Here is a 24762-nt window from a genome sequence, read left to right on the forward strand (position 1 = left end):
ATAGCGAATAAACTTTTTTAATTGAGGTGAAAGTTGTGAGTTCAGACAATAATAAATTATCTAAAAATCTAGAGAACGAATTCAATGGCTTAATCAAATCGATGAATGAATTCATTAGTGAAAATCCTTTTAAACGGATATTTGAGTCTCTTGATGACCTACTTAGAGAGCCCCTCTTCATTCAACAAATACCTATACGAACATTTGAAACAGATAAAGAGTATGTTATTAATGCAGAATTACCTGGTGTTAAGCGAGAGCAAATAAGCCTTGAATTCTTCGAACATTATGTAACGATCTCACTTAATAACAGCGAAATAATTGAAGAGACAAATGATAAACAACAAACATACCAAAAAATGCATACATTCCAACAGGCTTCAAGAACCGTTCACGTTCCCTACAAAATCCCAGAGCAAAACGTAACGGCAACATTTAGGGACGGCCTACTAGATATACGTATTCCACGCCAACAGCGCAAGCGGATATCCATTCAGGAATAGAACTTCATTAAATGCTCTTTCGTAAACCTTCTTGCTATTAAACAGAATGATGAGTATAAATACAACTCAATAATTCTAAGAGTAGATAAAGTTCCACGAACGCTAGTGTGTGTATATCAAAGAAGAAGTGAAAAAATCAATACTATATAAAAAAGCAGCGAAGAAAATATTCATTCGCTGCTTTTTATGTATTCCATTAGGAATTTTTGTGAGATTCACTTCCGTATTTCGGATTATTTTCTGGAGTTGAATCATGTTGAATGGACTGCTCATTAGCAAATTCAGTCTCATTCCTATTGTTCGGATATTTATTTTGTCTCTTTCGGTTATTGTTTTGATTAGTCATTCATATTCCTCCTAGTTATCGTTTTTATTATTCATTTCCTTTTTAGGACGTTTTTGTGTAAATTGGTTTCCAAATTCCATGTTTGTTTTTTGTGGTTTATTTTGCTTCTTTGTCACCTATGCTCCTCCTTTTTCAATTCATTTGGAGCAACGGATTGACATGACCTTTGCTCCAATACATAGTCTGTGACGCATGAAAAAAGATTATACACCTCATATTTCATACTATAAATTACATATTTTTAAAAATTAAAAGCAAGTTATATGTAGGAGGTGGATGTAGTGAATAAAAAGAATGAAAATCCAGAACATATACAAACTGAAACTCATCTAGACCCATCAGAAGAGCCAAGATTAGTAATCAAGACAAATCTTGATCCTGAAACGAGTGTTGAGGAAAATCCCTATTATAATGAAAATGTGAAAGATGTTGAAGAGTTTACGGAGTATTTTGATAAAACATAAAAGGTGTGTCAAACATTATGGATAAGACATTAAGATATTTACAAGAAACATTATCAAACTATTTAGATAAACACAATATATCGGAACAAATATATGAAAAACTTCTTGCAAAAACGTATCGCAGTGAAGGGGATTTTGTTAAAGAATTAAATGAAGAAGAAATATCATTTTTAGATGAGGTTTTACCTGATGAAATAATATATGCTTTAGATGAACAAGATTTCAAACGTGTAGAGCAATTGAATGAGGTTTATGAGTTGCTGTATTAGTAATAATGAGTAGTCAATAATAAAGGTCATGGGGTGATGAAGCTTGACACGTAACAATGATAATTTTATTAATATTAAATTTCAAGATGGTGCTATCGATAAGAATGGGATAAACGGTTGTCAAGTAGAAGACGTTCTTCCTATCTTAATCAATAAGCTTAAAGCATTTCAAAATGGCGATTTTCACAGCATGGAAAATTCACTAGCCATTTCAAATCTAGAAGCAGCTAACTATGCTTTACATTGTAGACGTGAAAGAGTTGAATTAGAAAAACATTAGAGCAGAGAGGATGACTTACAGGGCAGAAATTCCCCGAACCAATATAGCTTCTGCCCATTTAACAAAGAGTCATCCTATCAATTAGCAGTTAACCATTTTCTCAAGGTTCAAACTACGTTCGGAACATTTCTATGCGGCAAAGATGGTCATAGATTTATTAATGATGAAAAACCTTTAAAAGCAGAATTAAACTGATTCATCGCCCCCATCATTTGTCCTGCTGTATTCATCATCTTACTATAGTCATAAGAACCGTCATCTTTTTTGAAATGATTCATGATAGATCCGAAACCAGGCTGAGGTTGCTGCATATTAGGTTGTTGTAATGGGTATGGTGTTGGATACGGCTGAAACGTATTTGGTCTTGGTCTTGGCCTTGGCCGAAACGGTGTTACAGGAGCGGCAGGAATTCCTGGTGAAATTGAAAATGGTGCAAATGGTGTCGTAGGTGGAATTGGACTAGTAGGTTGAAAAGGTACAAAAGGCCCTTGCGAAAATGGTGGTCGTGGAAATGGTGGTCGCCAAACTGGCGGGAATGGGTACCTATTGTTTCTTTGATGCATCACACTCATTGCTATTTCCCTCCATAGGAATTAATATTGGCCTTAATAATGTATGTCAAAGCAAGATGTGTTGTGCTGAAATTCGTGTGGAGAAAAGAGCCTCATTTCTGATTCAAGGCTACGAGCCTAAACACAGCTACTTCACAAAATTGAAAGTCCCCACCTGCAAGGGTGGGGATCAATGATAAAATAAGTTTATTAGAATAGGTCTGTTTTCGATTAAGTATAATACTAGTAATCATGCGATCTATTTTAAACAATAACAGTCACAATACTCTTTCATGTATCTAATTAATTATCGAAAGAAACAATTGGGATGCCAAGTGCCTAACAAAAGCAATAAATTTATGATAAGACCCAATCTACCTTATTTATATTAACTGCATAATAGCAATATCTTAATCATTCCAACCATATGCCATCACTTCAATTGTAGCTACTTGATCAGCAAATTCAATCGGAATATCTGGATATAATAATTCAAATCCTGCTTCATTTCCTGGATTTAAACCAACATCAATATAATCATTTAAAATACCTAATAATGTTCCATCCTCTGCATATAAAGCACCTGCGACACTTATACTTTCTTGTTTTTCGTCCTTCGTATTCTTCACTAAGCCTGTTACTCTATATGGGGTCCATTCATCGCCTTTTACCCCTTTAATCGCTGATACTTCCATTAAATTAGGATCTTCAGTTGTTTCGTTAAACTCAAAATTATATGTAGTTTCTTTGTATAGACTAGCATCAGTAATACCATCAATAATTGCACTTTCTGAAACAAATGCTTTTTCACCAGGTAAAACTACATTTGGTACTGCATATATCCACGTTGCTGTACCTAAAATTCCTCCCTCCTGATCTTTAAAATTCATTTGTGTTTCACCAATCTTAATAGGTACTTCACCTGTGTTTTCATAAATTGCTGCAGAATGTAACCAAATAGTACCTATTGAATCAACCCAAGCTATACCGTTATCTTGAACAATTTCCAGACTCACATTTTCTACTTCAGCTTCTTCTTCTTCAACTTCAACTACACTAACTCCAGAAGTTTCTTCAACTTCTTCTGTATTGCTATCTTCTGCCGGTGAAGCCGAACCTCCGCTCGCTCCTGATAATTTTTCATCATTAGAACATCCCATAAATAGCAATAATACAGACATGAATACAAGTAAAGCACTTAACTTCTTCATCAAATTCCCCCTATAATCTCTGTTTGTCATTTCAAAAGGTTGTTACCGCTATGGTTTGTTGTTAATAAGCATGTATATACCTTGAGTTTCATTGCAGTTTTTTTTTGGATTACTATGCCAACCATATATGTTATAAAATAGCAACAAAGTTTACGATAGCAGCCTTACAAAAAGATATTATCAAACGATACTTACAATTTTCTTACAAAGAATAAGGGTATTTTGATGTATCACTATGGGAAAATATAACAAATGTAAGTTTGATAAATTAACGGTTTAAAAAAGAAGAGTACTGTTTGATTATTAGATTTCAAACAACACTCTTGGCTCAGTTATATTTAGTTTTGGATGAACTGTTTTACTTCATTTGAAGGCTCAACTCCGAGCTCTTCCCTTAATAACTTGACATAGTTTTTATAGTATTCTTTTAACCTTTTTTCATAAATAAGGTTGCTAGCATATATATTTAGAAGAAATATAGTCATTTCTTCATGCAGAGGGTATAAAGTCAAAAATGTTTTCACAACTTCTTCTGAGCGATTAATATTCCCTTCTTGAATAAAGAAACTTGCTAATTCACGAGTTAGTTTTTCATACATTCCTGATAGCTCTTCTTCAACCCCTAAAACCCATAAATAATCTTTCATTTCAAATAAATGCCCTTTATATACTTGGAAGGTTCTTTCACTAATTTTAAGATTATCTTTATTTACCTTGTCATAGTGCACAAAATACGCTTTAAAAGTTAGTAGATCACAATATTCTGCTTCGACATCCAGTATATAACCGTCGTTTAAGTTACGAATTTGTAGCTTCATATTATTTTCCTTTAGCACTTTTTTCATTCTAGAAATAGTCGTGTGGAGATTTACAGTTGCATTTTTCGTCCAAAACATGTCCATCAATTTCCACTTATTGATGACTTGATTTGGATGGACGAGAAAATACGCAAATAGCTCTTCTGTTTTTCTTGTGGGCCATTTAACAACTGTTCCACCTTCACCTCTTACTTCAAATTTTCCTAAACATTGTATCGATGTCTTCGTTTTTAAGTCTATTTGTGCAAGTTTTGTTTTGTCCAAATGATTTTTTAGTAAACGGGAGGTCACTCTATTAATATCTTCAGAAGTAACAAATTTTACAAGGTAGTCAACTGCATAAACTTTAAATGCGTGAACAGCATAATGTTCGTAAGCTGTTGTAAATACAATTTGAATGTCCTTATCAATTTGTACTATTTTTTCTGCCATTTGGATGCCATTCATTTCCGGCATTTCTACATCGAGAAAAACCACATCAGGTCGAATGTCAGCGAACATTGCCAATGCTTCTATTGGACTTGTAAAGCTTCCAGCAACAGTTAATTGAGGTTGTTGACTTATTAATAAATGCATCAAATCTAACGTTGGTTGTTCATCTTCCACAATCATAACTTTAAGCATTACAACCCCTCCAGTTCAGTATCATACAAGTCATCCTTGACTCTTTTTCGTAATTCCAATGTAATCTTAGTTCCACAGTTTATTTTTGAGTCAACTTGTATATGCGCTTCATTCAAAGATGCTAATCTTCTTCTTATGTTCGTCATACCTATCCCTGCATTTTTCAGTTCTCCATTTTTAAACTGCTTTAATGCTTCCTCCGACAATCCCACCCCGTCATCTTCTATGATAATAAGTATAGAGGTTTTACGGTTTGTAATTGATAATGAAACATTTCCTTCTCCTTTTTTATTAAACACTCCATGTCTAATCGCATTTTCAACAAAAGGCTGAATACATAATGCAGGAATATAGATTCCATCTAACTCATCATCTATGCTAGCTGTAAAGTTTAACCACTTAAACCTAACTCTTTCAATTTCCACGTAAGCCTCTATCAACTGTAATTCTTGCTCTAGTGGTATAAACATCGTTTGAGGAGTTGTGTTGTAAATGATACGTAAGTATTGGTTTAACATTTTGAGCAATCGAATAGCATCATCAACATTTGTATAACATAGAGATGCAATTGTGCTAAGAGCATTATGTAAAAAGTGTGGCTTTATTTGTGCTTGTAAAAAAGCTAGTTCATTATTGAAAGCATCCTCCATCGATGTTTTCATAGCAAGCAATGTTTGAATCCTCGCTAATATCGTGTTGGAGTCAAAGGGTTTCGTAATATAATCGTTCGCACCAGCGTTAAAGCCAAGAGCGATGTCCTCTGGCATATCTTTCACTGTTGCTAACAAAACAGGTAATGATATGAATGATTTTGACTCCCTTATTTTTTGACAAAGCTCAATTCCCGACATTTCTGGCATCATCACATCAGTTATAACAAGGTCAATATGAGGATGTTCATTGAGTTTACTTAAAGCATCATTCGCTGAAAATGAAATAATAACCTTAAAATGTTGCTTTGATAACATATTTTGAAGCACTTGAATATTAGCTCGTTCGTCATCTACGATGAGAATCGTTTGATCAGAATTAGCAGTAGTGTCGTTATCGCTTTGTAAATCCTCATTTCGTCTATATGTAGATGCAGTTGTTGTTGATGCAACTTCTTCGACTAGCTTCGGATTTTGGGCAATCGGTAGGGTAAAACAAAATCTAGACCCTATACCAACTTCAGTCCAATCGACCCAAATACGACCATTCATCTTTTCTATTAATTGTCGACTAATATATAACCCTAAACCCATACTTTGATAGCTATCAACTTGCATAAATTGATCTAATTGTTCGTAATAACTAAATATCTCTTCCCTTTTCTCATCTGGGATTCCTATTCCCGTATCTTCTATATATATGTATAAGGTTTCTTCTATTTTTTGAGATGAAACAGTAATTTCCCCACGTTCTGTGTGCTTTATCGCGTTATGGATTAAGTTATACAAGATTTGGCGCAAACGATTTTCGTCAGCTTCTACTAACGCATAATCGTGTAGATTATTTATTAAGTCAATATTTTTCCCTTGCACTTCAAATGCGAGTACATCAAACACGATTTGAGCTGATACTTTAATATCTACAGTTGCTATGTGTAACTGCAATTGTCCATTTTTTAGTCTGGAGACATCAATTAAATCATTTACTAAATTGGATAGCTTAACTGAGGTGTCGTGAATGAGTGTAAGATTATTCCTTTCGTTATTTGACATTTGATCTTTTTTATCTAACAAGTATGAAGAAATATTAATAATACCGTGTAATGGTGTTTTTAACTCATGAGAAGTTTTTGCTAAAAACTCATCTTTCATTTTGTTCATTGAAATTAACTTATTCGACAAGCTTTCAAGCATGCCAAATGTATGTGTATATCGAAGAGCTAATAAAATATACATTACCGCTACAAAGATAACAATACTTATTTCTCTGTATTGGCCTAAATCATAAATAATTTGAGACCGAGTTTTTAAAATCGGCTCCCATTGTATAAATTCTCCAGTCAAAGCTACCATAATATCAAAGAAATTAATCGTACCGAAATACATAAAAAAAAGAAAAATAAATATGCTCGATAATAGTAATAACTCTCTTTTCTCGACCTCATCATATTTTCTTTTATAAAATACCCACACTAACTTAAAGAAAATAAAACTTAAACAACCTCCGCTAATAAATAAGAAAAACATCTCCATATGAGTATATTTATCATAAGGAAACAGCAAAACTATTAAAGGATAAATCACTAAGAGTGAGCATGCAATACGCATCACCCTCTTAGAAAGTAATGTCGCATCTAACGCATGAAGGAATAAGAATATGAATAAAATTGCGCTATATGCTGATATATCTTGAATCTTATAGGCCGTATCAATTGAAATTGATGGAAAAAACAGCATAAAGAGCTTCTCACTTCTACATGAGTAAGAGATTAATAAACATAAGAAAAATAATCCATTGTATAAATAAAACTTGTTACTTTTCATTTTCATAAAATAAATACTCATATGATATACACAAAATAACAACAAAACAAAAATAATAGCTAAATCTGTACCAAAAGAGATGAGTTGCAACTTAGATATGTCCTCTTGAAAGCCAAATTCTATATCGTCAATAATACCCCCATCATAATAATCATATTTAGATACTTGTATGACTAATTCAAAAGAGGATTGATTTAGCGGGAAATACTTTGCATAAGGAATATTACCGATTTGTTGCGTCTCTACATTGTTGGTAGGCTCCCCACTCTGCCCGACTAAATAACCGTTAATAAACAATTTATGTGCCATGCGTATATCATTAATTTTAATTCCGAAAAGTTGGTCAGTATGTTTATCATTTAATAATACCTTTAGTCGATAGGTAGCAAACCCATCTTTATTTATTACACTCGAACCTCGTATTTGATTACCAACGTTCGGAACATTTCGAAAGTTGTTACTAAAATCGTTTTTATTTAAAATAGCAGGTTGTAATAGCACATTTTCATAAAATTCCCAATTCCCATTAAGACTAACTAAGCCATCCTTCTTAAAGTTCCAATTGGTAAGGTCGATAACTCCTTTATTAGCAGTTGGAGCAGATGGGTTAGAATTAGTCACCGGATTTAAAAAGTATAGAAAAAGTATTGCTAATATTAATCCGATGATGATCATTTGACGTTCATGCTTACTCATCTTATTTCTCCTAATTAATAAATTGTAATTAAATATCGGAATAAATTATTATACTACACAAAATCGTGACACAAGAATAAATTGTAATGTGTTTCATCAGTCACGATTAATAAACTATTTTCTAATTGTTACAGAAAACTAGTTGTATACGTTCAAAGACTATGAAAAACAACAGCAACACTTTTCCTAATCTGTATTGCTTTTGAAATAAGTAAAGAAAAGATCGTATTCGATTAACACCATATTTAACAAGGAATGAAACTTATTATTGTAAATATTTATGCGTATATATTTCTACTCTATGAGAAAACACCCTATTAGAAAAAAATAAAATAAATGTAAGTAATTGTCGGAATTCTCAATATTTAAAATTTTTTAAAAGAGTGCTTTTTCGTGATACCATATAAATAAATTATATTAATCGGAGGGGTTCTCATGAATGTTCAAGAATTGCGTAACCACTTTATTTCTCAAAGGAAATATGAACCTATTGATGGTAATGAATTGCTTGATTTCGCAAGGCAAATCTACTTGCATGGAAACCTTCCCATTAGAGATTACAGAAATATTGTACGTCAATTAGAGACTGATGGAGCGCAGAAGCCTGAGTATGTTGTAGATGAAATCGTCTAAACGATATATAGGAGCTGCAAGTCAAAATGGGCTTTCACGTTCATTTGACTTCCGATAATAAAACATAATTGACTAATCTCTTACTATTCATCTAAAAAACTATGACATCATATTATAAGACATAATATGGAGGGGATACTATAATCCCCTCTATTTTTATTCAATACCTGTTCTACTAATTATCAATTTCCCTAAAAAAACCACCAAAATCAATGAACTGAACACGCTCTATACCAAAAAGCTTATATTTAATTTTCAACTGCTTAATTTCAGTCGTCTTGTAAGATTGATCAAATTCCTCCATTCTTAGTACATATGTCAATTCAAACCTTTCTTTATCAGGTTGATAGTCTTGAATATCTCGATATACGGTATCTATTTTTCTTTCCTCATTTTCAGCTAAGCTTCCATAAGATCCACTTACATAAATATAAGGTATAGCTGATAATCTATCACTCTCATTTAATGCTGTACCATCACTTTTTATTATTGTAATTTCTTTTATAATTGGACTACCTACACCATTCCATTTCATGCCATAAGACAAATGGACTGCGTCATTATCTCTTAATGATTCTAGTGGAATCCACGTGTGGCTCCATGTTGAAAACCCACTTTCTTCAAAATCCTTGTATAAATTGATAGTTAAAATCACTCCAACAGTGATTAAAATAATGATCGGCCCCGATAAAATAATTAACCATTCTTTTTTCACCTCACCACTCCATTCTAGTTAATACGTTCATGTTAAGAAGTACACTTTTCTTAACATCATTAAAATATATCCCACTTATAGAGATCAGTACAAAAGATCCATAGGGAATATTTTCATTTTTTTCTTTTTATGGATATTAATGAAGTTTGATCTTATTTTATCATTAAATTCCATTTTATTTTGAATAAAAGTTATATTTATCGCCTTTTTATCCAATAGTAATAAAGATGGAAAACTATACATAGGAGGAATTAAGGATGGGTCGTGGTAAGCATTTTAATCATAAACGGAAAGGTTATAAAAACACCAAACATAAATTCGGACATAATGTAGCAGCAAAATATAAAGAAGAAGCAGAATTTGCAATCGAAACAGTAGCTACGAAGAAAGATCGCCCAGTTTCAATTCACGTTGAAAAAGAGTAAGTTTTGTTAGAAATAGTCTGTGTAAATAAGAGTATTTAATGAAAGTTCATGGTAAAAACAAGTGAGAAGTAAGCGCTATTCGCCTACTTCTCACTATATAGAAGATTTAGCCGTATATATTGGAGCCTGTTTGCGTAAATTCCTCTGCCTTTTGCTTCATTCCTTCTTCTATCACTTCAGACTCATTTTTACCTTGGTCTTTTGCCATATCTCGAATGTCTTGAGATATTCTCATTGAACAAAACTTAGGCCCACACATTGAGCAAAAATGGGCTGTTTTAGCACCTTCGGCAGGCAATGTTTCATCGTGATATTCACGTGCTCGCTCTGGGTCTAACGAAAGGTTAAATTGATCGTGCCACCTAAACTCAAAGCGTGCCTTAGAAAGTGCATCATCTCGATTTTGAGCACCAGGATGTCCTTTCGCAAGATCTGCTGCATGGGCAGCAATTTTGTAAGCGATAACTCCTTCACGTACATCTTCTTTGTTCGGTAAGCCTAGGTGTTCTTTAGGTGTTACGTAGCAAAGCATCGCCGTTCCAAACCAACCAATCATTGCAGCACCTATAGCTGAAGTAATATGGTCATAGCCAGGCGCAATGTCTGTCGTTAATGGGCCAAGTGTGTAAAATGGCGCATCGTGACAAACTTCTTGTTGTTTATCCACATTTTCTTTTATAAGATGCATCGGAACATGACCAGGTCCTTCAATCATCACTTGAACATCATGCTTCCAAGCAATTTTCGTTAATTCACCCAATGTTTCCAATTCAGCAAACTGCGCTTCATCGTTCGCATCAGCAATGGAACCTGGACGGAGACCATCCCCTAAAGAAACTGATATGTCATATGCTTTTAAGATTTCACAAATATCTTCAAAATGAGTATATAGAAAGTTTTCTTCATGATGTGCTAAGCACCACTGCGCTAAAATAGACCCACCTCTAGAAACAATGCCTGTCGTACGCTTTGCAGTCATTGGTATATATCTCAAAAGTACCCCTGCATGAATCGTAAAGTAATCTACACCTTGTTCAGCTTGCTCAATTAATGTGTCACGATATACTTCCCACGTTAAGTCTTCCGCAATGCCATTTACTTTTTCAAGCGCTTGATAAATAGGAACCGTTCCGACTGGAACTGGTGCATTTCTTATAATCCATTCTCTCGTTGTATGTATGTTTTTCCCTGTAGACAAGTCCATCATCGTATCTGCACCCCAACGAATAGCCCATGTCATTTTTTCTACTTCCTCATCGATGGATGACGAGACGGCCGAATTGCCAATATTCGCATTAATTTTCACATGGAAGTTTTTCCCTATAATCATCGGTTCACTTTCTGAATGATTAATATTTGCTGGAATGATCGCGCGACCACTAGCTACTTCATCTCGGACAAACTCTGGGCTCATATTTTCACGTATAGCTATAAATTCCATTTCAGGGGTAATTAAACCCTTTCTTGCATAGTGCAATTGTGTGACACATCCGCCACTTTTTGCTCGTAGAGGCTGCTTATTAATATGTGGAAATTGTTCAAGGTTTGAACGAGCATCTGATTCTACATATCCATTATCCTCTGGTTTTATTTCACGGCCTTCATACTGTTCAACATCATTTCGTTTAATAATCCAGTCATCTCGTAGCTTTGGAAGACCTCTCCGTATGTCAACATCATATGCAATGTCTGTATACGGTCCGCTCGTATCGTATACTCTCACAGGCTCATTTTCTTCCTCGCCAAAAGTACCACTAGTATGTTGAAGCTCAATTTCTCTCATCGGTACTTTTACATCAGCTTGATCTCCTTGTACATAAACCTTCTTGCTACAAGGAAATGTCATATTTTGTGCAATACTTTCTTTTGTCATTGAAAATTCCTCCTCAATAATATGAATGAATCAACTGTCAGATAGTCGGTTTGAATAAAGTATACAATTTCCAACTATCTTATAAAGTTGCTGACCCATACCAACTAAAAAAGAGTTCTCAAAATTGAGAACCCTTTTGTTGAAAGTAATTTATGACATAGCTATAGTAACAATAAGCTGGTCGAATTCTACTTCCCTACGCTGGTATGAGCCAGATCAGGTTCTAAGAGTCAAAGAACTTTAACGCGCTCTTCTCTCAGTCCAAGCTATTGGACCCCCCTAGTAGTGAACATATGTAGTTATCGTTAATACTATAACACAATTAATATTGTTGTGAATAGAGAAAAAATAAATTATACAATTTTATTTTTCTTTAAGTTCACTTATCATCGCATTTAATAAATAATCAACTGATTGGTGAAGGTTTAACAAACGCTTCCCCTTCCCTTCATTATAAAAAACTTGAACAGACAATGTTTGCAAATTTTCAAAAGTTGATTCAATTTGCAAAGGATAAATATATTTAGGATTTTGTTCATTAATCCACTGCAAAGCATTGATTTTCCACATATCAAGAATTTTATTAACTTCATTAGCAAACGGATATACCTCACGATAAAAATCAACTTCAACATGAGTAAGCTCTTTTCTTTGTTCCAGTATATCTATGCATTTATTATTAAATGTCTTTAACATATTTGTTAATTTTATTAATTTTTCGTAATTTTCCATATTTTATTCTCCAATTAATCTACTTAAGTTCCAGTAATATTATATCAATTCAATGGATTGATTGAAAGGATAGCGAGGGTATCTTTTGCTGAATTTCTATGTGGGATTAGAGTGCAATGTCGATGATGTTATGATCATATATATTTTCTATTTTATGAAGGTTATTTGATATAGTTTTAATATTCCTTTGTTGTTGCTCAACATATATACCTATGTGTTCTTCAACATGATTAACAAGCTTTTGATCTATTAATTCAAGATAGTCAAGCAATTCATCAAACACCGAATTCTGCAATTCTTTATTGGTCAATTCCATTTATCTTCTTCCTCCTCATCAGTATATTTAACTTACATTATAATCATTGAGCTAAACATAGCCTCTCTTTTACTTATACGTTATAGTTTCGTGATGTTAAGTTCAACACCTCCACGATTGACAAAACTAGAACTAATTCAACAAAGAAAGTCGACAATTTTATTTTTGCGACAATTCGACAACGCAGTTCGCATGAAAATAACAGGATTGTTTACACTAATTGTTAGGAGGTGTTTTAGTTGGCCAAAAATAAAAACAACAAGCAGCAAAATACTCAAGAAAATAAACAGAAAGCAACGGGATATGGTAACCCAAAACTAGAAGGCCCTAATAAACCTGCTACTTAACTTCAAACGAAGATGAGGGCTAGCCTTCCCTCATCTTCGATATATTACGTGTGAATCACCCCAACTACATGTCCTCATAGTACACTCTCCAATCGTTTACTTCATTCAAAATATTATATTTGTAACATTATTATACGAACAATCGTCTAATTATTTGAGGCTAAATAACGTGTAAAAAGAAGTTTATCACTTGCCATAACTTAAAAAAACACCTATACTTTTTTTTTAACATCATTATGATGACACTTTGTTAAAATCGTTACAATGTAGTTTTATTATTTGTTATGATAGTTGGTGAAGTTAGGTGAGGAGGATGAATCAGTGATTCGCTATCCGAATGGTAAATTATATAAAGAAAAACAAGATAAAGATACTAATACCGCTAAAAAAGCTTCATACAGTAATCGTGGTATGACTTTGGAAGAGGATATTAATGACTCTAATCATTATTATTTACTACACAATATAGCGGTTATTCACAAAAAGCCAACGCCAGTTCAAATCGTACAAGTTGACTATCCGAAAAGAAGTGCTGCTGTTATTAAAGAAGCCTATTTTAAACAAGCTTCAACTACTGACTATAATGGTATTTACAAGGGTAGGTATATAGATTTTGAAGCTAAAGAAACTAGAAACAAAACATCATTCCCTTTGCAAAACTTTCACGACCACCAAATTAAACATATGCGAGATGTAATAAATCATAACGGATTGTGTTTTGTCATTTTACGATTTACTAAGAATGAACAGATCTTTCTGCTAGAAGCTACCCACCTATTAAGTTTTTGGGACCGTATGAAAAAAGGAGATAGAAAATCAATAACAAAACAAGAGATAGTGGATTTAGGTCATGAAGTCCCACTAGGCTATAACCCACGCATTGATTATCTTAACATATTGGATAATATTTATTTCTCATAACTCTGCTAGGGATTATTAAGTTGAAAGGTAGGAATACCACATGGCAAGTCAATCACAGTCAAGAACAGCACGTAAACAAGCTGAACGTAACCATAAAAGTAACCAAAAACCTAAAAAAAGTATCTTTCAATTTATTAAGAAACTTATTTTAGTATTTTTTTCGTTAGGAATTATTGGCGCTATAGTTGGAGGAATTGCATTTTATGTAATCATTAAAGATGTGCCTCCATTAGATGAACAAGCATTTCAAGCATCATTCTCTTCAAAGGTATTTGATAAAGATGGCAATGAATTTGCTGAGCTTGGGATAGAGAAACGCACGTATGTAAAATATAACGAAATTCCAACAGTACTTCAAGATGCATTTCTAGCTGTTGAAGACGCTCGTTTTCTTGAACATCATGGAATTGACCCCATTCGAATCGGTGGAGCCGTTCTTGCTAATATTACAGAAGGCTTCGGTGCTGAAGGGGCAAGTACTATCACACAACAAGTTGTCAAAAACTATGTGTTAACACCTGAAAAAAAAATAAGTCGAAAAGTTCAAGAGGCATGGTTAGCATATAAGCTTGAACAAATTAAATCTAAAGAAGAGATATTAGAACTGTATTTAAATAAAATCTTTTTAGGTGGAAGTACGTACGGAGTAGGCAAAGCAGCTGAAGTATATTTCGGCCTTGATAAAGATAATTTAAATGACATGCAACTACATCAGGCTGCTTTACTAGCAGGAATGACTCAAAGTCCAAATAATTACAATCCTATTAAAAATCCTGAAGCAGCAGAAGAAAGAAGAAATGTTGTACTGTCTTTAATGTCGCAACATGGCTTTATTTCAGCTGAACAGGCTGAACAAGCCAAAGCAATACCTGTTGAAGAATCACTGAATGTAACAACAATAGAATCTGAACCTTATGACGCTTTTCTAGATTATGTTATAGAAGAAATTAATGAATCTGGAGATTACGATCTATATTCAGGTGGACTAGAAATCTATACGACGTTAGATACAGAAGCACAAAAATACACTAATGAGCTGTTACAATCGAATAATGTTGTCAACTTCCCAAACGAGAACCTCCAAGCTGGAATTACATTACTTGATACAAAAACAGGTCAAATAAGAGCCATCGGTGGTGGACGTAATCAAGACGCTGCAAGAGGTTGGAATTATGCTATAGATACAAAAGCACAACCAGGATCTTCCATAAAACCTGTTCTTGATTATGGTCCTGCAATTGAATATTTAAAATGGTCGACATATGAACAAATTAATGATGAACAAATGACATATGCTGATTCTAATAAACAAATATATAATTGGTATGATGGATATAGAGGCTGGATGTCTATGAGATATGCTATAGAACAGTCAGTTAATGTTCCAGCAGTTAAAGCAGTGAGAGAAGTCGGTCTCGATAAAGCAAGAGACTTTGCGGTTGGTTTAGGAATCCCACTAGAAAAACAAATATACGAACCATACGCTATAGGTGGATTTAGTACTGGTGTATCTACATTAGACATGGCAGGTGCATTCAGTGCCTTTGGTAATGAAGGATTTTATAATCAACCTCATGCTGTTACTAAAATTGTTTTTCCTGATGGAAGGGAAATAGATTTAACGCCGGAAACTGAAGAAGCGATGTCAGATTACACTGCTTTTATGATAACTGATATGTTAAAATCTGTTGTTACCAATGGAACAGGTCGGGATGCCTTTGTTAGCAATGCAGTCCCAGTTGCCGGTAAAACAGGATCTACTAACTATCCTGTAGAAGAAACACAAAAATACGGTTTACCGGAAAATGCAACGAAAGACGTATGGTTTGCAGGCTATACAACAGAATATACGGCAGCAATATGGACAGGATTTAATCGAATTAGTGAAGATGCATATTTTAAAAGCGTAGATGAAGAAAAAATTGCCCGTAGACTATTTAAAAATTTATTCACCCACATATCAGGTGGTGAATCTGCTGATTTCACTGTACCTAACAGTGTGGTTCAACAAAAGGTTGAAAAAGGGTCAAATCCCGCAAAATTACCTAGTGAATTTACACCACAAAGTGAAATCGTCTACGAATACTTTGTGAAAGGCACAGAACCAACTAAGGTCTCAGAAAAATATGATAAAATAGACCCACCTAATGGTTTTGAAGCTTTATATGATGAAAGAACTAATGCATTACAATTATTGTGGGACTATACGTTAGATGGGTCTGAGGAAGAATTAAGTGACATTTCATTCGAAATTAAACAATCAATTGATGAAGGCCCGTATGAAGTAATAGGCACTACAAAAGAGTTTAGTTACCTCGTACCTGATCCGATTGAAGGGGCAATCTACTCTTATCAGATCTCAGCAGTTAGTGACAGCAATCCAGAAAATAGAAGTGACCCACTAAGTGCCTCTGTTGAGATTCCGATATTTGAGGAAGAATTAGAAAATCCGTTTGATGACTTATTTGATGAAGAGCCAGGAACTGATGATGAAGGAGAAATTGGAGACCCATTAATTGATGAAGGTGACCATGATGAACGGCCACCTGAACCACCTCCAAGTGAAGAGGATAATAATGAATAATAACTGAAAAAACAACAGGCTATGAGAGGTAGCCTGTTGTTTTTTTTGTGGGTAAGCTCGTCCAAATGGTGGTTAAACAAAAGTCATTTTTTCATTTGTAAATTAATATTTAAAGATTTTTAACTAAGGTTATTTTCACATAGATTATCGCCCTTCGTGCTCAAGTTATCCACGTATATAACTATTGCTCCGTAAGTTGAATAACTACATAAAGCCCTGTAATAGTAATTAACAAAGTTGACGAACCTTACTCACTAGCTAATTTCAATCCTAAGTATCGATGTTATTTTTGTAATGCAACAATCTTATAATATATTTTAGTACTTTCTTGAAATAACTCACTAAGCTGTATAAAAGAATGAAATTGATGTGGTTTTTTCATTATAAAATCAATTCTTTCACCTACATTGATCGGTTTGTATTTCAATTCTTTAATTTGATCTTGAATATTAATAAGGTTCGTTACAGGGCTGCTGTTCATCCAAAAAAGCATAGATAAGAACAAACCTAATGATTGAACAATCGCCTGTTTGATATTCGTTTTTATCCTCTGCTGAAAATGTTGAGTTAACTCTGGTTCAATCTCCTTCCATTTAGCTATTACTATAGGAATATATTGCTCTATCGACAACCAAGGCTTAATTGTATCTATATCGTTATGTGCTGCAATGTCGTAGCCAAAATTTATTAAATCAACGTTCAATTCAAATGAATTATGTAGGTTAATATTTAGATTTGTTATAGACTCAGGGAAAAAGAGTGTATTTTTCATATGGTTTGGGATATTTAGTTCCAACCTTATTTCTCCCCTTTGGTAATTCTATTGTTCTTTTTCATTCTTTTTTTACCCTCTCTGCACAAATCAAGGAGTGGACATACTTCACACTGAGGTGATTGTGCTTTACAATGATATCTACCGAAAAATATCATGCGATGATGGGTCACAGACCATTCATCCTTTGGTACTTTTCGCATTAGTGTTTTTTCTACTTCTAAAACACTATCCTTCCAACGACATATCCCTAAACGTTTACTAACACGTTCAACATGAGTATCAACAGCAATCGCCGGTATGTCAAACGCGACTGAGACGACTACATTTGCTGTTTTTCTTCCTACACCTGGTAACTTCGTTAACTCGTCACGGTCATTAGGAACAATACCTCCATATTGCTCGATTAATAACTGAGATAGATTGCGGATATTTTTCGCCTTATTTCGAAATAAACCAATAGATCGAATATCCTGTTGTAACTCTTCTAATGAGACTGCCAAATAATCTTCAGGCTTCTTATACTTTGTAAACAACTTTTTAGTTACTTTATTTACAAGTGCATCGGTGCATTGTGCAGATAGAGCAACAGCAACCACAAGCTCAAATGGATTTGAGTGATTTAGTTCACAATGTGCATCAGGAAACATTTCCCCCATTTTATCTAAACAAAACCTAATTTGTGTATTATTTAACATAGTATATTTCACACCCAATTTTAATTATTGACTACTCCGCATTAATTGTTCCTTTCCCTACGAACAGATAACACTAATAAAGATTATCATTAGGGACGGTTATTCCTCTTTTAAAAAGATCAATATCATACAGTCTCCGTTGGATTTTTAGGTTAATTTACAACATTGTAAAGTAGTATTCTTTGCAATGCGGATCAGTCTTGTTAATCAATTTACATAAGTAAGTAGGACAAAAAAAATCAGGCTGCAAATAGCTCACCTGATTGTTCGCTACTTTTTTCAAAAGATCACTGCTGTTCAAGCCAATTATAAAAAGGAATAGTACGTTTATATTCCCCTTCCTGTGTACTTGACCGTTTTTGTTGATGCTTCCGAATATTTTTACCGTAACTTTGAGCTTGTTCAACCGTTTTTATCCCATTCTTTTTCCACTCAAATAATATGCGATCAATATATCTAAAATTTAATTTTCCTGATAGTACTGCTTCACGCAATGCTGTCTTAATAATGATTGGATTATATTGATCCTGATCAAGCCACATAGATAATGTTTCACCTTCGAATGGTGATAAAGGTCGACCAAACTCTTCTTCAAACATCACATATAAATTAATATCTTCTTTGTTTGGTTCTTCAACCGCAGTCTCTGATACAAAGCTCATTAAAACTTTTTCCCACAATGGCTGCAAGGAATACTGCTCATTAATTTTTCCATGCTCATCACTGCCTTCTTCAATACGAATATACGCTCTTTTTAATAACAATCGTAATATATCCGTGCACTCTTCTGTTGAAAATGTCATTCTATCAGCTAATTCATTTGGTGTAGGGAATTTGTTTCCTTGTTCTATAAAAGAATACACATGTAAAATTAACATAAGTTCCTGTTCATTAAGGCCAATCTGTACGTAGTTTTGTAACAGCAATTTTGGGATAGAGATACTGCCTTGATCAAGCCAGTCAAGCATTTTATCTTTACTTATCATTTATGACACCTCGTCCTTAGTATAACATGAACAAGAATATGTGATGACCGTTTACAAACCATTTCACAGTACATCATATATGCAAAAAGGATGTCTCAAAAGAAAACGATCTGACATACAATTTCTTGCAATAAGGAGATTCTTCCTTAAATATTGGATGAAATGTAAGTTAGATCCTTTAGAGTCACCCTCCAAGGGAATTTATCAGTCATAATATGCTAAATAGCAAATGACAGACAAACATAATCATTTTAGTTTATATTTCAACTTAATTATTTATGAATACCATTTATTACAGTGAGATCTTCACTATTCACTTTCTGGTGAAAACCTTACCCCATTTAAAGCTCCCACCTATTGAGGTGGGAGCCGGAGAACATTAAACTAATTTTAAGGATATAGACGGTTTAATAAACGTGGGAATGGAATTGTTTCACGTACATGCTCAACACCACTAAGCCATGCTACCGTTCTTTCTAATCCTAAGCCGAATCCAGAATGGGGAACCGAACCGTATTGACGTAAATCTAAATACCATTGATAAGCCTCTGGAGATAAATCATGTTCCTTCATACGTTGAGCTAATAATTCAGCATCATGTATGCGTTCAGAGCCGCCAATAATCTCACCATACCCTTCTGGAGCAATTAAATCAGCACATAACACAACATCGTCTCGATTTGGATCTGGCTGCATATAAAAAGGTTTTAATGCTGTCGGATAATGTGTTATAAATACTGGCTTTTCAAAACTTTCTGCAATTGCAGTTTCATGAGGAGAACCAAAATCATCCCCCCATTCAATATCGTCAAAGCCCTTGTCGTGTAAAAACTTAATTGCATCATCATACGTAATACGTGGGAATGGTGCTGTAATCTTACTAAGTGTTTCAGTTTCTCTCCCTAAAATTTTCAATTCAAGTGCACAGTTTTTCAACACTGCTTGAACGATATAGGCTACATATTGTTCTTGTACTTGTAAATTATCTTCAAACTCGTAGAATGCCATTTCGGGTTCAATCATCCAAAATTCGATTAGATGACGACGAGTCTTAGACTTTTCTGCACGGAAAGTAGGACCAAAAGAAAATACTTTTCCTAAAGCCATCGCAGCAGCCTCCATATATAATTGGCCACTTTGTGATAGATAAGCATCCTCTTCAAAATATTTAGTATGGAATAATTCCGTTGTCCCCTCAGGAGCACTTCCAGTTAATATTGGTGGATCTACTTTGACAAAGCCATTGTTATTGAAAAATTCATACGTTGCACGAATGATTTCATTACGTATTTTCATAACTGCATGCTGTCGTTTCGAGCGTATCCATAAATGACGATTGTCCATTAAAAATTCTGTACCATGCTTTTTAGGTGTTATCGGGTAGTCAACCGATTCACGAATCACTTTAATATTAGTTACTGTTAATTCATATCCAAAAGGTGACCGTTCATCTTCTTGAACCGTACCTGTTACAAACAATGAAGTTTCTTGTGTGATTGATTTAGCAAGCTTGAATACTTCTTCTTCAACCTCAGCCTTAACTACAACCCCTTGAATAAATCCTGAACCATCTCTTAACTGTAGAAAAGCGATTTTTCCACTTGAACGTTTGTTAGCTAACCAAGCTCCAATGGTTACTTCCTGGCCAACATATTTACTTACTTCAGTAATTGTCGTTTTCACTATAAAATTCCCTCCAAAATACAATACATCCGTTTGCAGAGGTAAACAAGTTGCTTGCCTCTTTTTATATGTATCCAAGTTACATTATACATTTCGACAAAAATTGTTGCAAGGCAGAAAAGCGTGATTGCCACTGCTATTAGCTAATAGCACGGAAGAGTCTTAAAGCAACTTAGCATTGAGGCTAGACAATAAGACAATGCTATTCCAATCCTTATTCAACGAGGGTAAAAGTGCAAGATTCTCCAACAAAAAGGGTCTGACTCGATATTATTTGCACAATACATGCCTAAAGTACAAACTAACACTTTTTGAGTCAAACCCTCTTTTATTTGGCTGTTTATGCAGTTGTAATTCTACACCAGAATAAGCATCTCGTCTAAAACATAAAAAATAAATATATTAATCCCTTGTATCTTGAGTAAAAATGTATAACAAGCGCTTATATTTTGAGTGCATATTAAAAATCATTATGCATGACATTGCACTTTCATAAAATGACTAATTCTTTCAATTGCTTTTTCTAATTGATCAAGTGATGTCGCGTATGAAAGTCGTAAATTGTCTGGAGCTCCGAATCCTGACCCTGGAATGATTGCAACTTTTTCTTCTTCCAAAAGAGCTTTAGCTAATTCATCTACGTCTTTTAAACCTGCTAATTTAGCTGCCTCTTTGGCATTAGGAAATAGGTAAAATGCCCCTTTAGGTTTAATACAAGTGAAGCCGGGAATTTGAATCAATTTTTCATAAATAATATTCAAGCGTTCTTCAAAAGCTACACGCATATCTTCTACAGGCTGTTGAGAACCATTATAAGCCGCAAGAGTAGCATATTGTGCAATTGACGTTGGGTTAGATGTACTGTGACTTGCAAGATTTGTCATTGCTTTAATAATTTCTTTATTACCTGCAGCATAGCCAATTCTCCATCCAGTCATCGAATGTGATTTGGATACACCATTGATAATGATCGTCTGCTCTTTTAATTGTGGAGATATCTGAGCAATCGAAACGTGTGCACTATTGGCGTATACGAGCTTTTCATAAATTTCATCAGAAATAATTAAGATGTTATGTTGTAAACATATTTCACCTAACTCTGCCAATTCTTCTTTACTATATAACATTCCAGTAGGGTTACTTGGAGAATTAATAATAATTGCTTTAGTGCGCTCTGTAATTGCTCCCCTAAGTTGTTCGCCAGTAATTTTAAACTCATTCTCTTCTTCACCCTTGACAAATACAGGATGTCCTTCTGCTAATTTTACTTGCTCAGGATAGCTAACCCAATATGGAGAAGGTATAATTACTTCGTCACCCTCATTAAGAAGGACTTGAAATAGTGTATAAAGTGCGTGTTTCGCACCAGTACATACAATTATTTCAGACGGATCATATTGAATCCCCTGATCTTTATTAAATTTATCACATATCTCTTTCTTTAAAGTTGGGAGGCCACCTGATGGTGTGTATTTAGTTTTACCTTCATTCATGGCTGTAATAGAAGCTTCTATAATATGCTGTGGAGTATTGAAATCTGGTTCACCAGCTCCTAACCCTATTACATCATGCCCTTGTTCTTTAAGTTCTTTTGCAGTAGCAGTAATAGCCAATGTTGTTGAAGGTGTTAATGAAGATACTCGATGTGCCAATTTCATGTCAGTTCCTCCTTGATTGTTTAGGATATTATATACCTTTTGCGTTGAGTGCCTGTTTCAAAATAAGAGTAATGATAAACGTATCGGTTTTGGTGATCAATATAAACCGTTTCCCAAATTGGTATATTTCCATCCATTCCTAACGTTACTGATATGATCTTTTTGGGATTTTGTTCTTTGTTAACCATGTCAATGATTTGCTGTTCTGTTGTGCCATCTGCTTGGTTTTTAATAACAATAGGTTTGTTAACATCCTCAGGGATAAAAACTGCTAGAGCTTGCTCTGACTGATCTTCACCAAGCACAACAGAATATGCTTCTGTTCCATGATATGTATATACTTTTTGAATAGTTTGCATTTGTGCTTCCTTTTTAGCTATGTTAATTGCTGTATCTTCAGCGATTTCAATCGGCTTCATTGCACTTAAATACAAATATCCAATTATTATAAAGAAAATAATAGTGCTAATAACAGCTATTGGGATAATTCTTTTTTTCATCATTATAAAGTCCTTTTTATTACGTACGGTAAATAGTAAAAACTGCTGTTTCTTCATCATTCTCGTCTAAAGCTAGTCCAAACATTAAATCTTGTCCTTTTAAAGTACGATTTAAATTATCGACAATTTTGTATAAATCAGAAGAATGTGCAATCTTTAAAGTAGATAATACTTCAATTTTACTTTCCATGCAATAGAGTCCTCCTATTTTGTGAACAAATTTTGTTACTTATATTGTTAAGAACTAAGGTAAAAATAACAGTACTCACAAAGTAAGTGAGAGTAATCTATATCAATTATAACAGGTGTATTCAACAAATTGATAATAAATATGATAAGAGTGTTTCCTAGCTCTTTTTATAAGGCTCTTTTCTGAAACTTGTTGAAATGAGCTTAATTTCAACCAACAAATAAATGTATACAATTGACCTCATTTTACATGTGAAAGGATGCCTAAGAAAAGCAACAATCAAATGCGATAACAGTCTTTTATAAAAAATATACCCTAACCCACACCGTAGACCTGTACACACAAGTTGTTACAGGTTTTTTATTTCAAAATCTTTACGTGAACTTTGTTCCCATGTTCAAATAAATTTCATTATGTATAGTAGGTTTTTTATAGTCTTTAGAGAAGAATTATTTAGAAATGGTAACAATTAATGTGCCTACAGAAGGTCAGAAACTTCTTTCTAATGTTACCAAATTAGTATCATAAAAAATGTTATATATGTTAGTCATCTTTGTATTGAAGAAAAGATGGACGAACGAGTACTCGTTTAATTCTTTATACGACAAACAATCCTTGCTAAACACCCTATGTTTAACAAAATTTTATTCCTGCTTATTTACTTCAATCGGGATAATTTCATACTGATCATTACTATATTTAATGGAAATATTCCCGACTTGTTTCGTTAAATAAATATCGATCCAAGAATCATATAACCTTTCCAGTACTTCTTGATTGGGCTTGTTATTCTTGTTCTGAAAAATGATGGCAACTTTCGGGTCAATTTTTTCTAAAAAAAATGAAGTTGTACCACCTTCTGCTCCAAAATCACCAACCTTTAATATATCGACTTCTGTTTCCATATGTGTTAATAATTTTTTCTCAATTAACTTTCCTGCATTTGTCATATACAAAATGTGGTGACTTTTAAGAAATATTGATAAATCAAGAGCGCCATCGGTCTGTCCTATATTTTCATTTTCAACCTTAATTACGACATGATTGAATAACTCAAAAGAATCTTGATTTTTCCACTTTTCTATTTTTATATCATCTAAAAAAGGATAGGGATGTTCGTTATTCGAAGCTAACACAATTTTTCCTACCGGGAAATTTTGTATAATCCAATCGATATTCGTATCGTATTGAATATCATCTTTTGTAATAATGACCGTGTCAAGCTGTTTAATATCATACAATTGAAACATCATTTCCATTTCACTTTGGGTTTTTGGACCACCACAATTAATTAAAATCGTATTGCCTTTAGCATTTTGAATAAGTGTGGCTTCTCCAGATGACAGATCAAAAAAAGTGATTGCAATATCGTCCTGTGTTAGCTTTAAATTCACTTTTGCTATATCAACCGGCTGCTGCGGTTGCAACAAATTCCCTATAAAGGACAACCCGAACCAAATTGTCAAACATTTAGAAAAGTGTAACACTACTAT

The 24762-nt window shown here is 33.8% G+C and carries 25 protein-coding genes and 1 riboswitch; of the genes, 8 read left to right on the top strand and 17 right to left on the bottom strand.

The window, feature by feature from the left end; all coding sequences use genetic code 11:
• The first annotated feature begins 35 nt into the window (after window positions 1-35).
• Window positions 36-503 (top strand): Hsp20/alpha crystallin family protein, encoded by a 468-nt coding sequence (locus tag JM172_RS06225; protein WP_214481239.1) that lies wholly within the window; start codon window positions 36-38, stop codon window positions 501-503.
• A gap of 196 nt (window positions 504-699) precedes the next feature.
• On the opposite strand, the gene JM172_RS06230 is transcribed toward JM172_RS06225, so the two are convergent.
• Window positions 700-849, bottom strand: coding sequence for a hypothetical protein (locus JM172_RS06230; protein ID WP_214481240.1), 150 nt, complete (start codon window positions 847-849; stop codon window positions 700-702).
• Between the two features lie 281 nt (window positions 850-1130).
• On the opposite strand from JM172_RS06230, the gene JM172_RS06235 reads away from it, so the two are divergent.
• Genes JM172_RS06235 through JM172_RS06245 form a run of 3 tightly spaced genes read left to right on the top strand, consistent with a single transcriptional unit; the run spans window position 1131 to window position 1862 of the window.
• A complete protein-coding gene (locus tag JM172_RS06235; protein WP_214481432.1) occupies window positions 1131-1313 on the top strand; it encodes a hypothetical protein in 183 nt (60 codons plus the stop codon).
• 17 nt (window positions 1314-1330) lie between these two features.
• Window positions 1331-1582 carry a sigma-G-dependent sporulation-specific acid-soluble spore protein CsgA gene (locus JM172_RS06240; protein ID WP_214481241.1) on the top strand — a complete coding sequence of 84 codons (252 nt, stop codon included), beginning with the start codon at window positions 1331-1333 and terminating at the stop codon, window positions 1580-1582.
• Between the two features lie 43 nt (window positions 1583-1625).
• Window positions 1626-1862, top strand: a complete 237-nt coding sequence (locus JM172_RS06245; protein WP_214481242.1) for an Acb2/Tad1 domain-containing protein — start codon at window positions 1626-1628, stop codon at window positions 1860-1862.
• 146 nt (window positions 1863-2008) lie between these two features.
• Here the strand turns inward: JM172_RS06245 and JM172_RS06250 are convergent, their stop codons facing one another.
• From JM172_RS06250 to JM172_RS06265, 4 genes are all read right to left on the bottom strand, one after another.
• Window positions 2009-2434 carry a YppG family protein gene (locus JM172_RS06250; protein ID WP_214481243.1) on the bottom strand — a complete coding sequence of 142 codons (426 nt, stop codon included), beginning with the start codon at window positions 2432-2434 and terminating at the stop codon, window positions 2009-2011.
• A 389-nt stretch (window positions 2435-2823) separates the two neighbouring features.
• Window positions 2824-3624 carry an FxLYD domain-containing protein gene (locus JM172_RS06255; RefSeq protein ID WP_214481244.1) on the bottom strand — a complete coding sequence of 267 codons (801 nt, stop codon included), beginning with the start codon at window positions 3622-3624 and terminating at the stop codon, window positions 2824-2826.
• Between the two features lie 338 nt (window positions 3625-3962).
• A complete protein-coding gene (locus JM172_RS06260) occupies window positions 3963-5066 on the bottom strand; it encodes a response regulator (RefSeq protein ID WP_214481245.1) in 1104 nt (367 codons plus the stop codon).
• A complete protein-coding gene (locus JM172_RS06265) occupies window positions 5066-8236 on the bottom strand; it encodes a hybrid sensor histidine kinase/response regulator (protein ID WP_214481246.1) in 3171 nt (1056 codons plus the stop codon). The genes JM172_RS06260 and JM172_RS06265 overlap by 1 nt, the downstream gene beginning before the upstream one ends.
• A gap of 435 nt (window positions 8237-8671) precedes the next feature.
• On the opposite strand from JM172_RS06265, the gene JM172_RS06270 reads away from it, so the two are divergent.
• Entirely contained in the window at window positions 8672-8869 is a 198-nt protein-coding gene (locus JM172_RS06270; protein WP_214481247.1) for a YppF family protein, read from the top strand.
• A gap of 175 nt (window positions 8870-9044) precedes the next feature.
• Here the strand turns inward: JM172_RS06270 and JM172_RS06275 are convergent, their stop codons facing one another.
• Window positions 9045-9584 carry a hypothetical protein gene (locus JM172_RS06275; RefSeq protein WP_214481248.1) on the bottom strand — a complete coding sequence of 180 codons (540 nt, stop codon included), beginning with the start codon at window positions 9582-9584 and terminating at the stop codon, window positions 9045-9047.
• A gap of 257 nt (window positions 9585-9841) precedes the next feature.
• Here JM172_RS06275 and JM172_RS06280 point away from each other — a divergent pair, with 257 nt between their 5' ends.
• Window positions 9842-10009, top strand: a complete 168-nt coding sequence (locus tag JM172_RS06280) for a hypothetical protein (protein WP_214481249.1) — start codon at window positions 9842-9844, stop codon at window positions 10007-10009.
• 106 nt (window positions 10010-10115) lie between these two features.
• On the opposite strand, the gene thiC is transcribed toward JM172_RS06280, so the two are convergent.
• The 3 genes from thiC to JM172_RS06295 form a co-directional block, all read right to left on the bottom strand.
• Window positions 10116-11882 (bottom strand): phosphomethylpyrimidine synthase ThiC, encoded by a 1767-nt coding sequence (gene thiC, locus JM172_RS06285; RefSeq protein ID WP_214481250.1) that lies wholly within the window; start codon window positions 11880-11882, stop codon window positions 10116-10118.
• A gap of 176 nt (window positions 11883-12058) precedes the next feature.
• Window positions 12059-12173, bottom strand: a riboswitch (TPP riboswitch).
• 72 nt (window positions 12174-12245) lie between these two features.
• On the bottom strand, window positions 12246-12614 hold the full coding sequence (locus JM172_RS06290; protein ID WP_214481251.1) for a DUF1798 family protein: 369 nt from the start codon (window positions 12612-12614) through the stop codon (window positions 12246-12248).
• A 106-nt stretch (window positions 12615-12720) separates the two neighbouring features.
• Window positions 12721-12930, bottom strand: a complete 210-nt coding sequence (locus JM172_RS06295; RefSeq protein ID WP_214481252.1) for a hypothetical protein — start codon at window positions 12928-12930, stop codon at window positions 12721-12723.
• Between the two features lie 668 nt (window positions 12931-13598).
• Here JM172_RS06295 and recU point away from each other — a divergent pair.
• Together recU and JM172_RS06305 are read left to right on the top strand one after the other, a co-directional pair.
• The gene (recU, locus tag JM172_RS06300; RefSeq protein ID WP_214481253.1) at window positions 13599-14198 is read left to right on the top strand and encodes a Holliday junction resolvase RecU; all 600 of its coding nucleotides are present in this window, start codon (window positions 13599-13601) and stop codon (window positions 14196-14198) included.
• Window positions 14199-14238: 40 nt separating this feature from the next.
• A complete protein-coding gene (locus JM172_RS06305; protein ID WP_214481254.1) occupies window positions 14239-16782 on the top strand; it encodes a transglycosylase domain-containing protein in 2544 nt (847 codons plus the stop codon).
• Window positions 16783-17065: 283 nt separating this feature from the next.
• Here JM172_RS06305 and JM172_RS06310 read toward each other — a convergent pair whose 3' ends face one another.
• The 8 genes from JM172_RS06310 to JM172_RS06345 all read right to left on the bottom strand — a co-directional run bounded on the left by JM172_RS06310 (window position 17066) and on the right by JM172_RS06345 (window position 24735).
• Window positions 17066-17578 (bottom strand): YpoC family protein, encoded by a 513-nt coding sequence (locus JM172_RS06310; RefSeq protein WP_214481255.1) that lies wholly within the window; start codon window positions 17576-17578, stop codon window positions 17066-17068.
• A gap of 2 nt (window positions 17579-17580) precedes the next feature.
• Window positions 17581-18252 (bottom strand): endonuclease III, encoded by a 672-nt coding sequence (gene nth / locus JM172_RS06315; protein ID WP_214481256.1) that lies wholly within the window; start codon window positions 18250-18252, stop codon window positions 17581-17583.
• 287 nt (window positions 18253-18539) lie between these two features.
• Window positions 18540-19235: a DnaD domain-containing protein gene (locus JM172_RS06320; RefSeq protein WP_214481419.1), complete on the bottom strand. Its 696-nt coding sequence runs from the start codon at window positions 19233-19235 to the stop codon at window positions 18540-18542.
• Between the two features lie 393 nt (window positions 19236-19628).
• Entirely contained in the window at window positions 19629-20921 is a 1293-nt protein-coding gene (gene asnS / locus JM172_RS06325; protein WP_214481257.1) for an asparagine--tRNA ligase, read from the bottom strand.
• 470 nt (window positions 20922-21391) lie between these two features.
• Window positions 21392-22579, bottom strand: a complete 1188-nt coding sequence (locus tag JM172_RS06330) for a pyridoxal phosphate-dependent aminotransferase (RefSeq protein WP_214481258.1) — start codon at window positions 22577-22579, stop codon at window positions 21392-21394.
• A 20-nt stretch (window positions 22580-22599) separates the two neighbouring features.
• Window positions 22600-23079: a cell wall elongation regulator TseB-like domain-containing protein gene (locus JM172_RS06335; protein WP_214481259.1), complete on the bottom strand. Its 480-nt coding sequence runs from the start codon at window positions 23077-23079 to the stop codon at window positions 22600-22602.
• Window positions 23080-23098: 19 nt separating this feature from the next.
• Complete coding sequence (locus tag JM172_RS06340) at window positions 23099-23269, bottom strand: YpmA family protein (RefSeq protein ID WP_214481260.1); 171 nt, start codon at window positions 23267-23269, stop codon at window positions 23099-23101.
• 644 nt (window positions 23270-23913) lie between these two features.
• Window positions 23914-24735: a ComEC/Rec2 family competence protein gene (locus tag JM172_RS06345; protein WP_214481261.1), complete on the bottom strand. Its 822-nt coding sequence runs from the start codon at window positions 24733-24735 to the stop codon at window positions 23914-23916.
• Window positions 24736-24762 lie beyond the last annotated feature (27 nt).

It is taken from the genome of Bacillus sp. SM2101 (assembly GCF_018588585.1).
GTDB classification, from domain to species: Bacteria; Bacillota; Bacilli; order Bacillales; family SM2101; genus Nanhaiella; species Nanhaiella sioensis.

Coding starts and splice junctions, on each gene's coding strand:
- JM172_RS06335 (WP_214481259.1), bottom strand. CDS start 23,079: ATGAAAAAAAGAATTATCCCAATAGCTGTTATTAGCACTATTATTTTC.
- JM172_RS06240 (WP_214481241.1), top strand. CDS start 1,331: ATGGATAAGACATTAAGATATTTACAAGAAACATTATCAAACTATTTA.
- JM172_RS06290 (WP_214481251.1), bottom strand. CDS start 12,614: ATGGAAAATTACGAAAAATTAATAAAATTAACAAATATGTTAAAGACA.
- nth (WP_214481256.1), bottom strand. CDS start 18,252: ATGTTAAATAATACACAAATTAGGTTTTGTTTAGATAAAATGGGGGAA.
- JM172_RS06250 (WP_214481243.1), bottom strand. CDS start 2,434: ATGAGTGTGATGCATCAAAGAAACAATAGGTACCCATTCCCGCCAGTT.
- thiC (WP_214481250.1), bottom strand. CDS start 11,882: ATGACAAAAGAAAGTATTGCACAAAATATGACATTTCCTTGTAGCAAG.
- JM172_RS06230 (WP_214481240.1), bottom strand. CDS start 849: ATGACTAATCAAAACAATAACCGAAAGAGACAAAATAAATATCCGAAC.
- JM172_RS06265 (WP_214481246.1), bottom strand. CDS start 8,236: ATGAGTAAGCATGAACGTCAAATGATCATCATCGGATTAATATTAGCA.
- JM172_RS06270 (WP_214481247.1), top strand. CDS start 8,672: ATGAATGTTCAAGAATTGCGTAACCACTTTATTTCTCAAAGGAAATAT.
- JM172_RS06305 (WP_214481254.1), top strand. CDS start 14,239: ATGGCAAGTCAATCACAGTCAAGAACAGCACGTAAACAAGCTGAACGT.
- JM172_RS06340 (WP_214481260.1), bottom strand. CDS start 23,269: ATGGAAAGTAAAATTGAAGTATTATCTACTTTAAAGATTGCACATTCT.
- JM172_RS06295 (WP_214481252.1), bottom strand. CDS start 12,930: ATGGAATTGACCAATAAAGAATTGCAGAATTCGGTGTTTGATGAATTG.
- JM172_RS06255 (WP_214481244.1), bottom strand. CDS start 3,624: ATGAAGAAGTTAAGTGCTTTACTTGTATTCATGTCTGTATTATTGCTA.
- JM172_RS06280 (WP_214481249.1), top strand. CDS start 9,842: ATGGGTCGTGGTAAGCATTTTAATCATAAACGGAAAGGTTATAAAAAC.
- JM172_RS06330 (WP_214481258.1), bottom strand. CDS start 22,579: ATGAAATTGGCACATCGAGTATCTTCATTAACACCTTCAACAACATTG.
- JM172_RS06260 (WP_214481245.1), bottom strand. CDS start 5,066: ATGCTTAAAGTTATGATTGTGGAAGATGAACAACCAACGTTAGATTTG.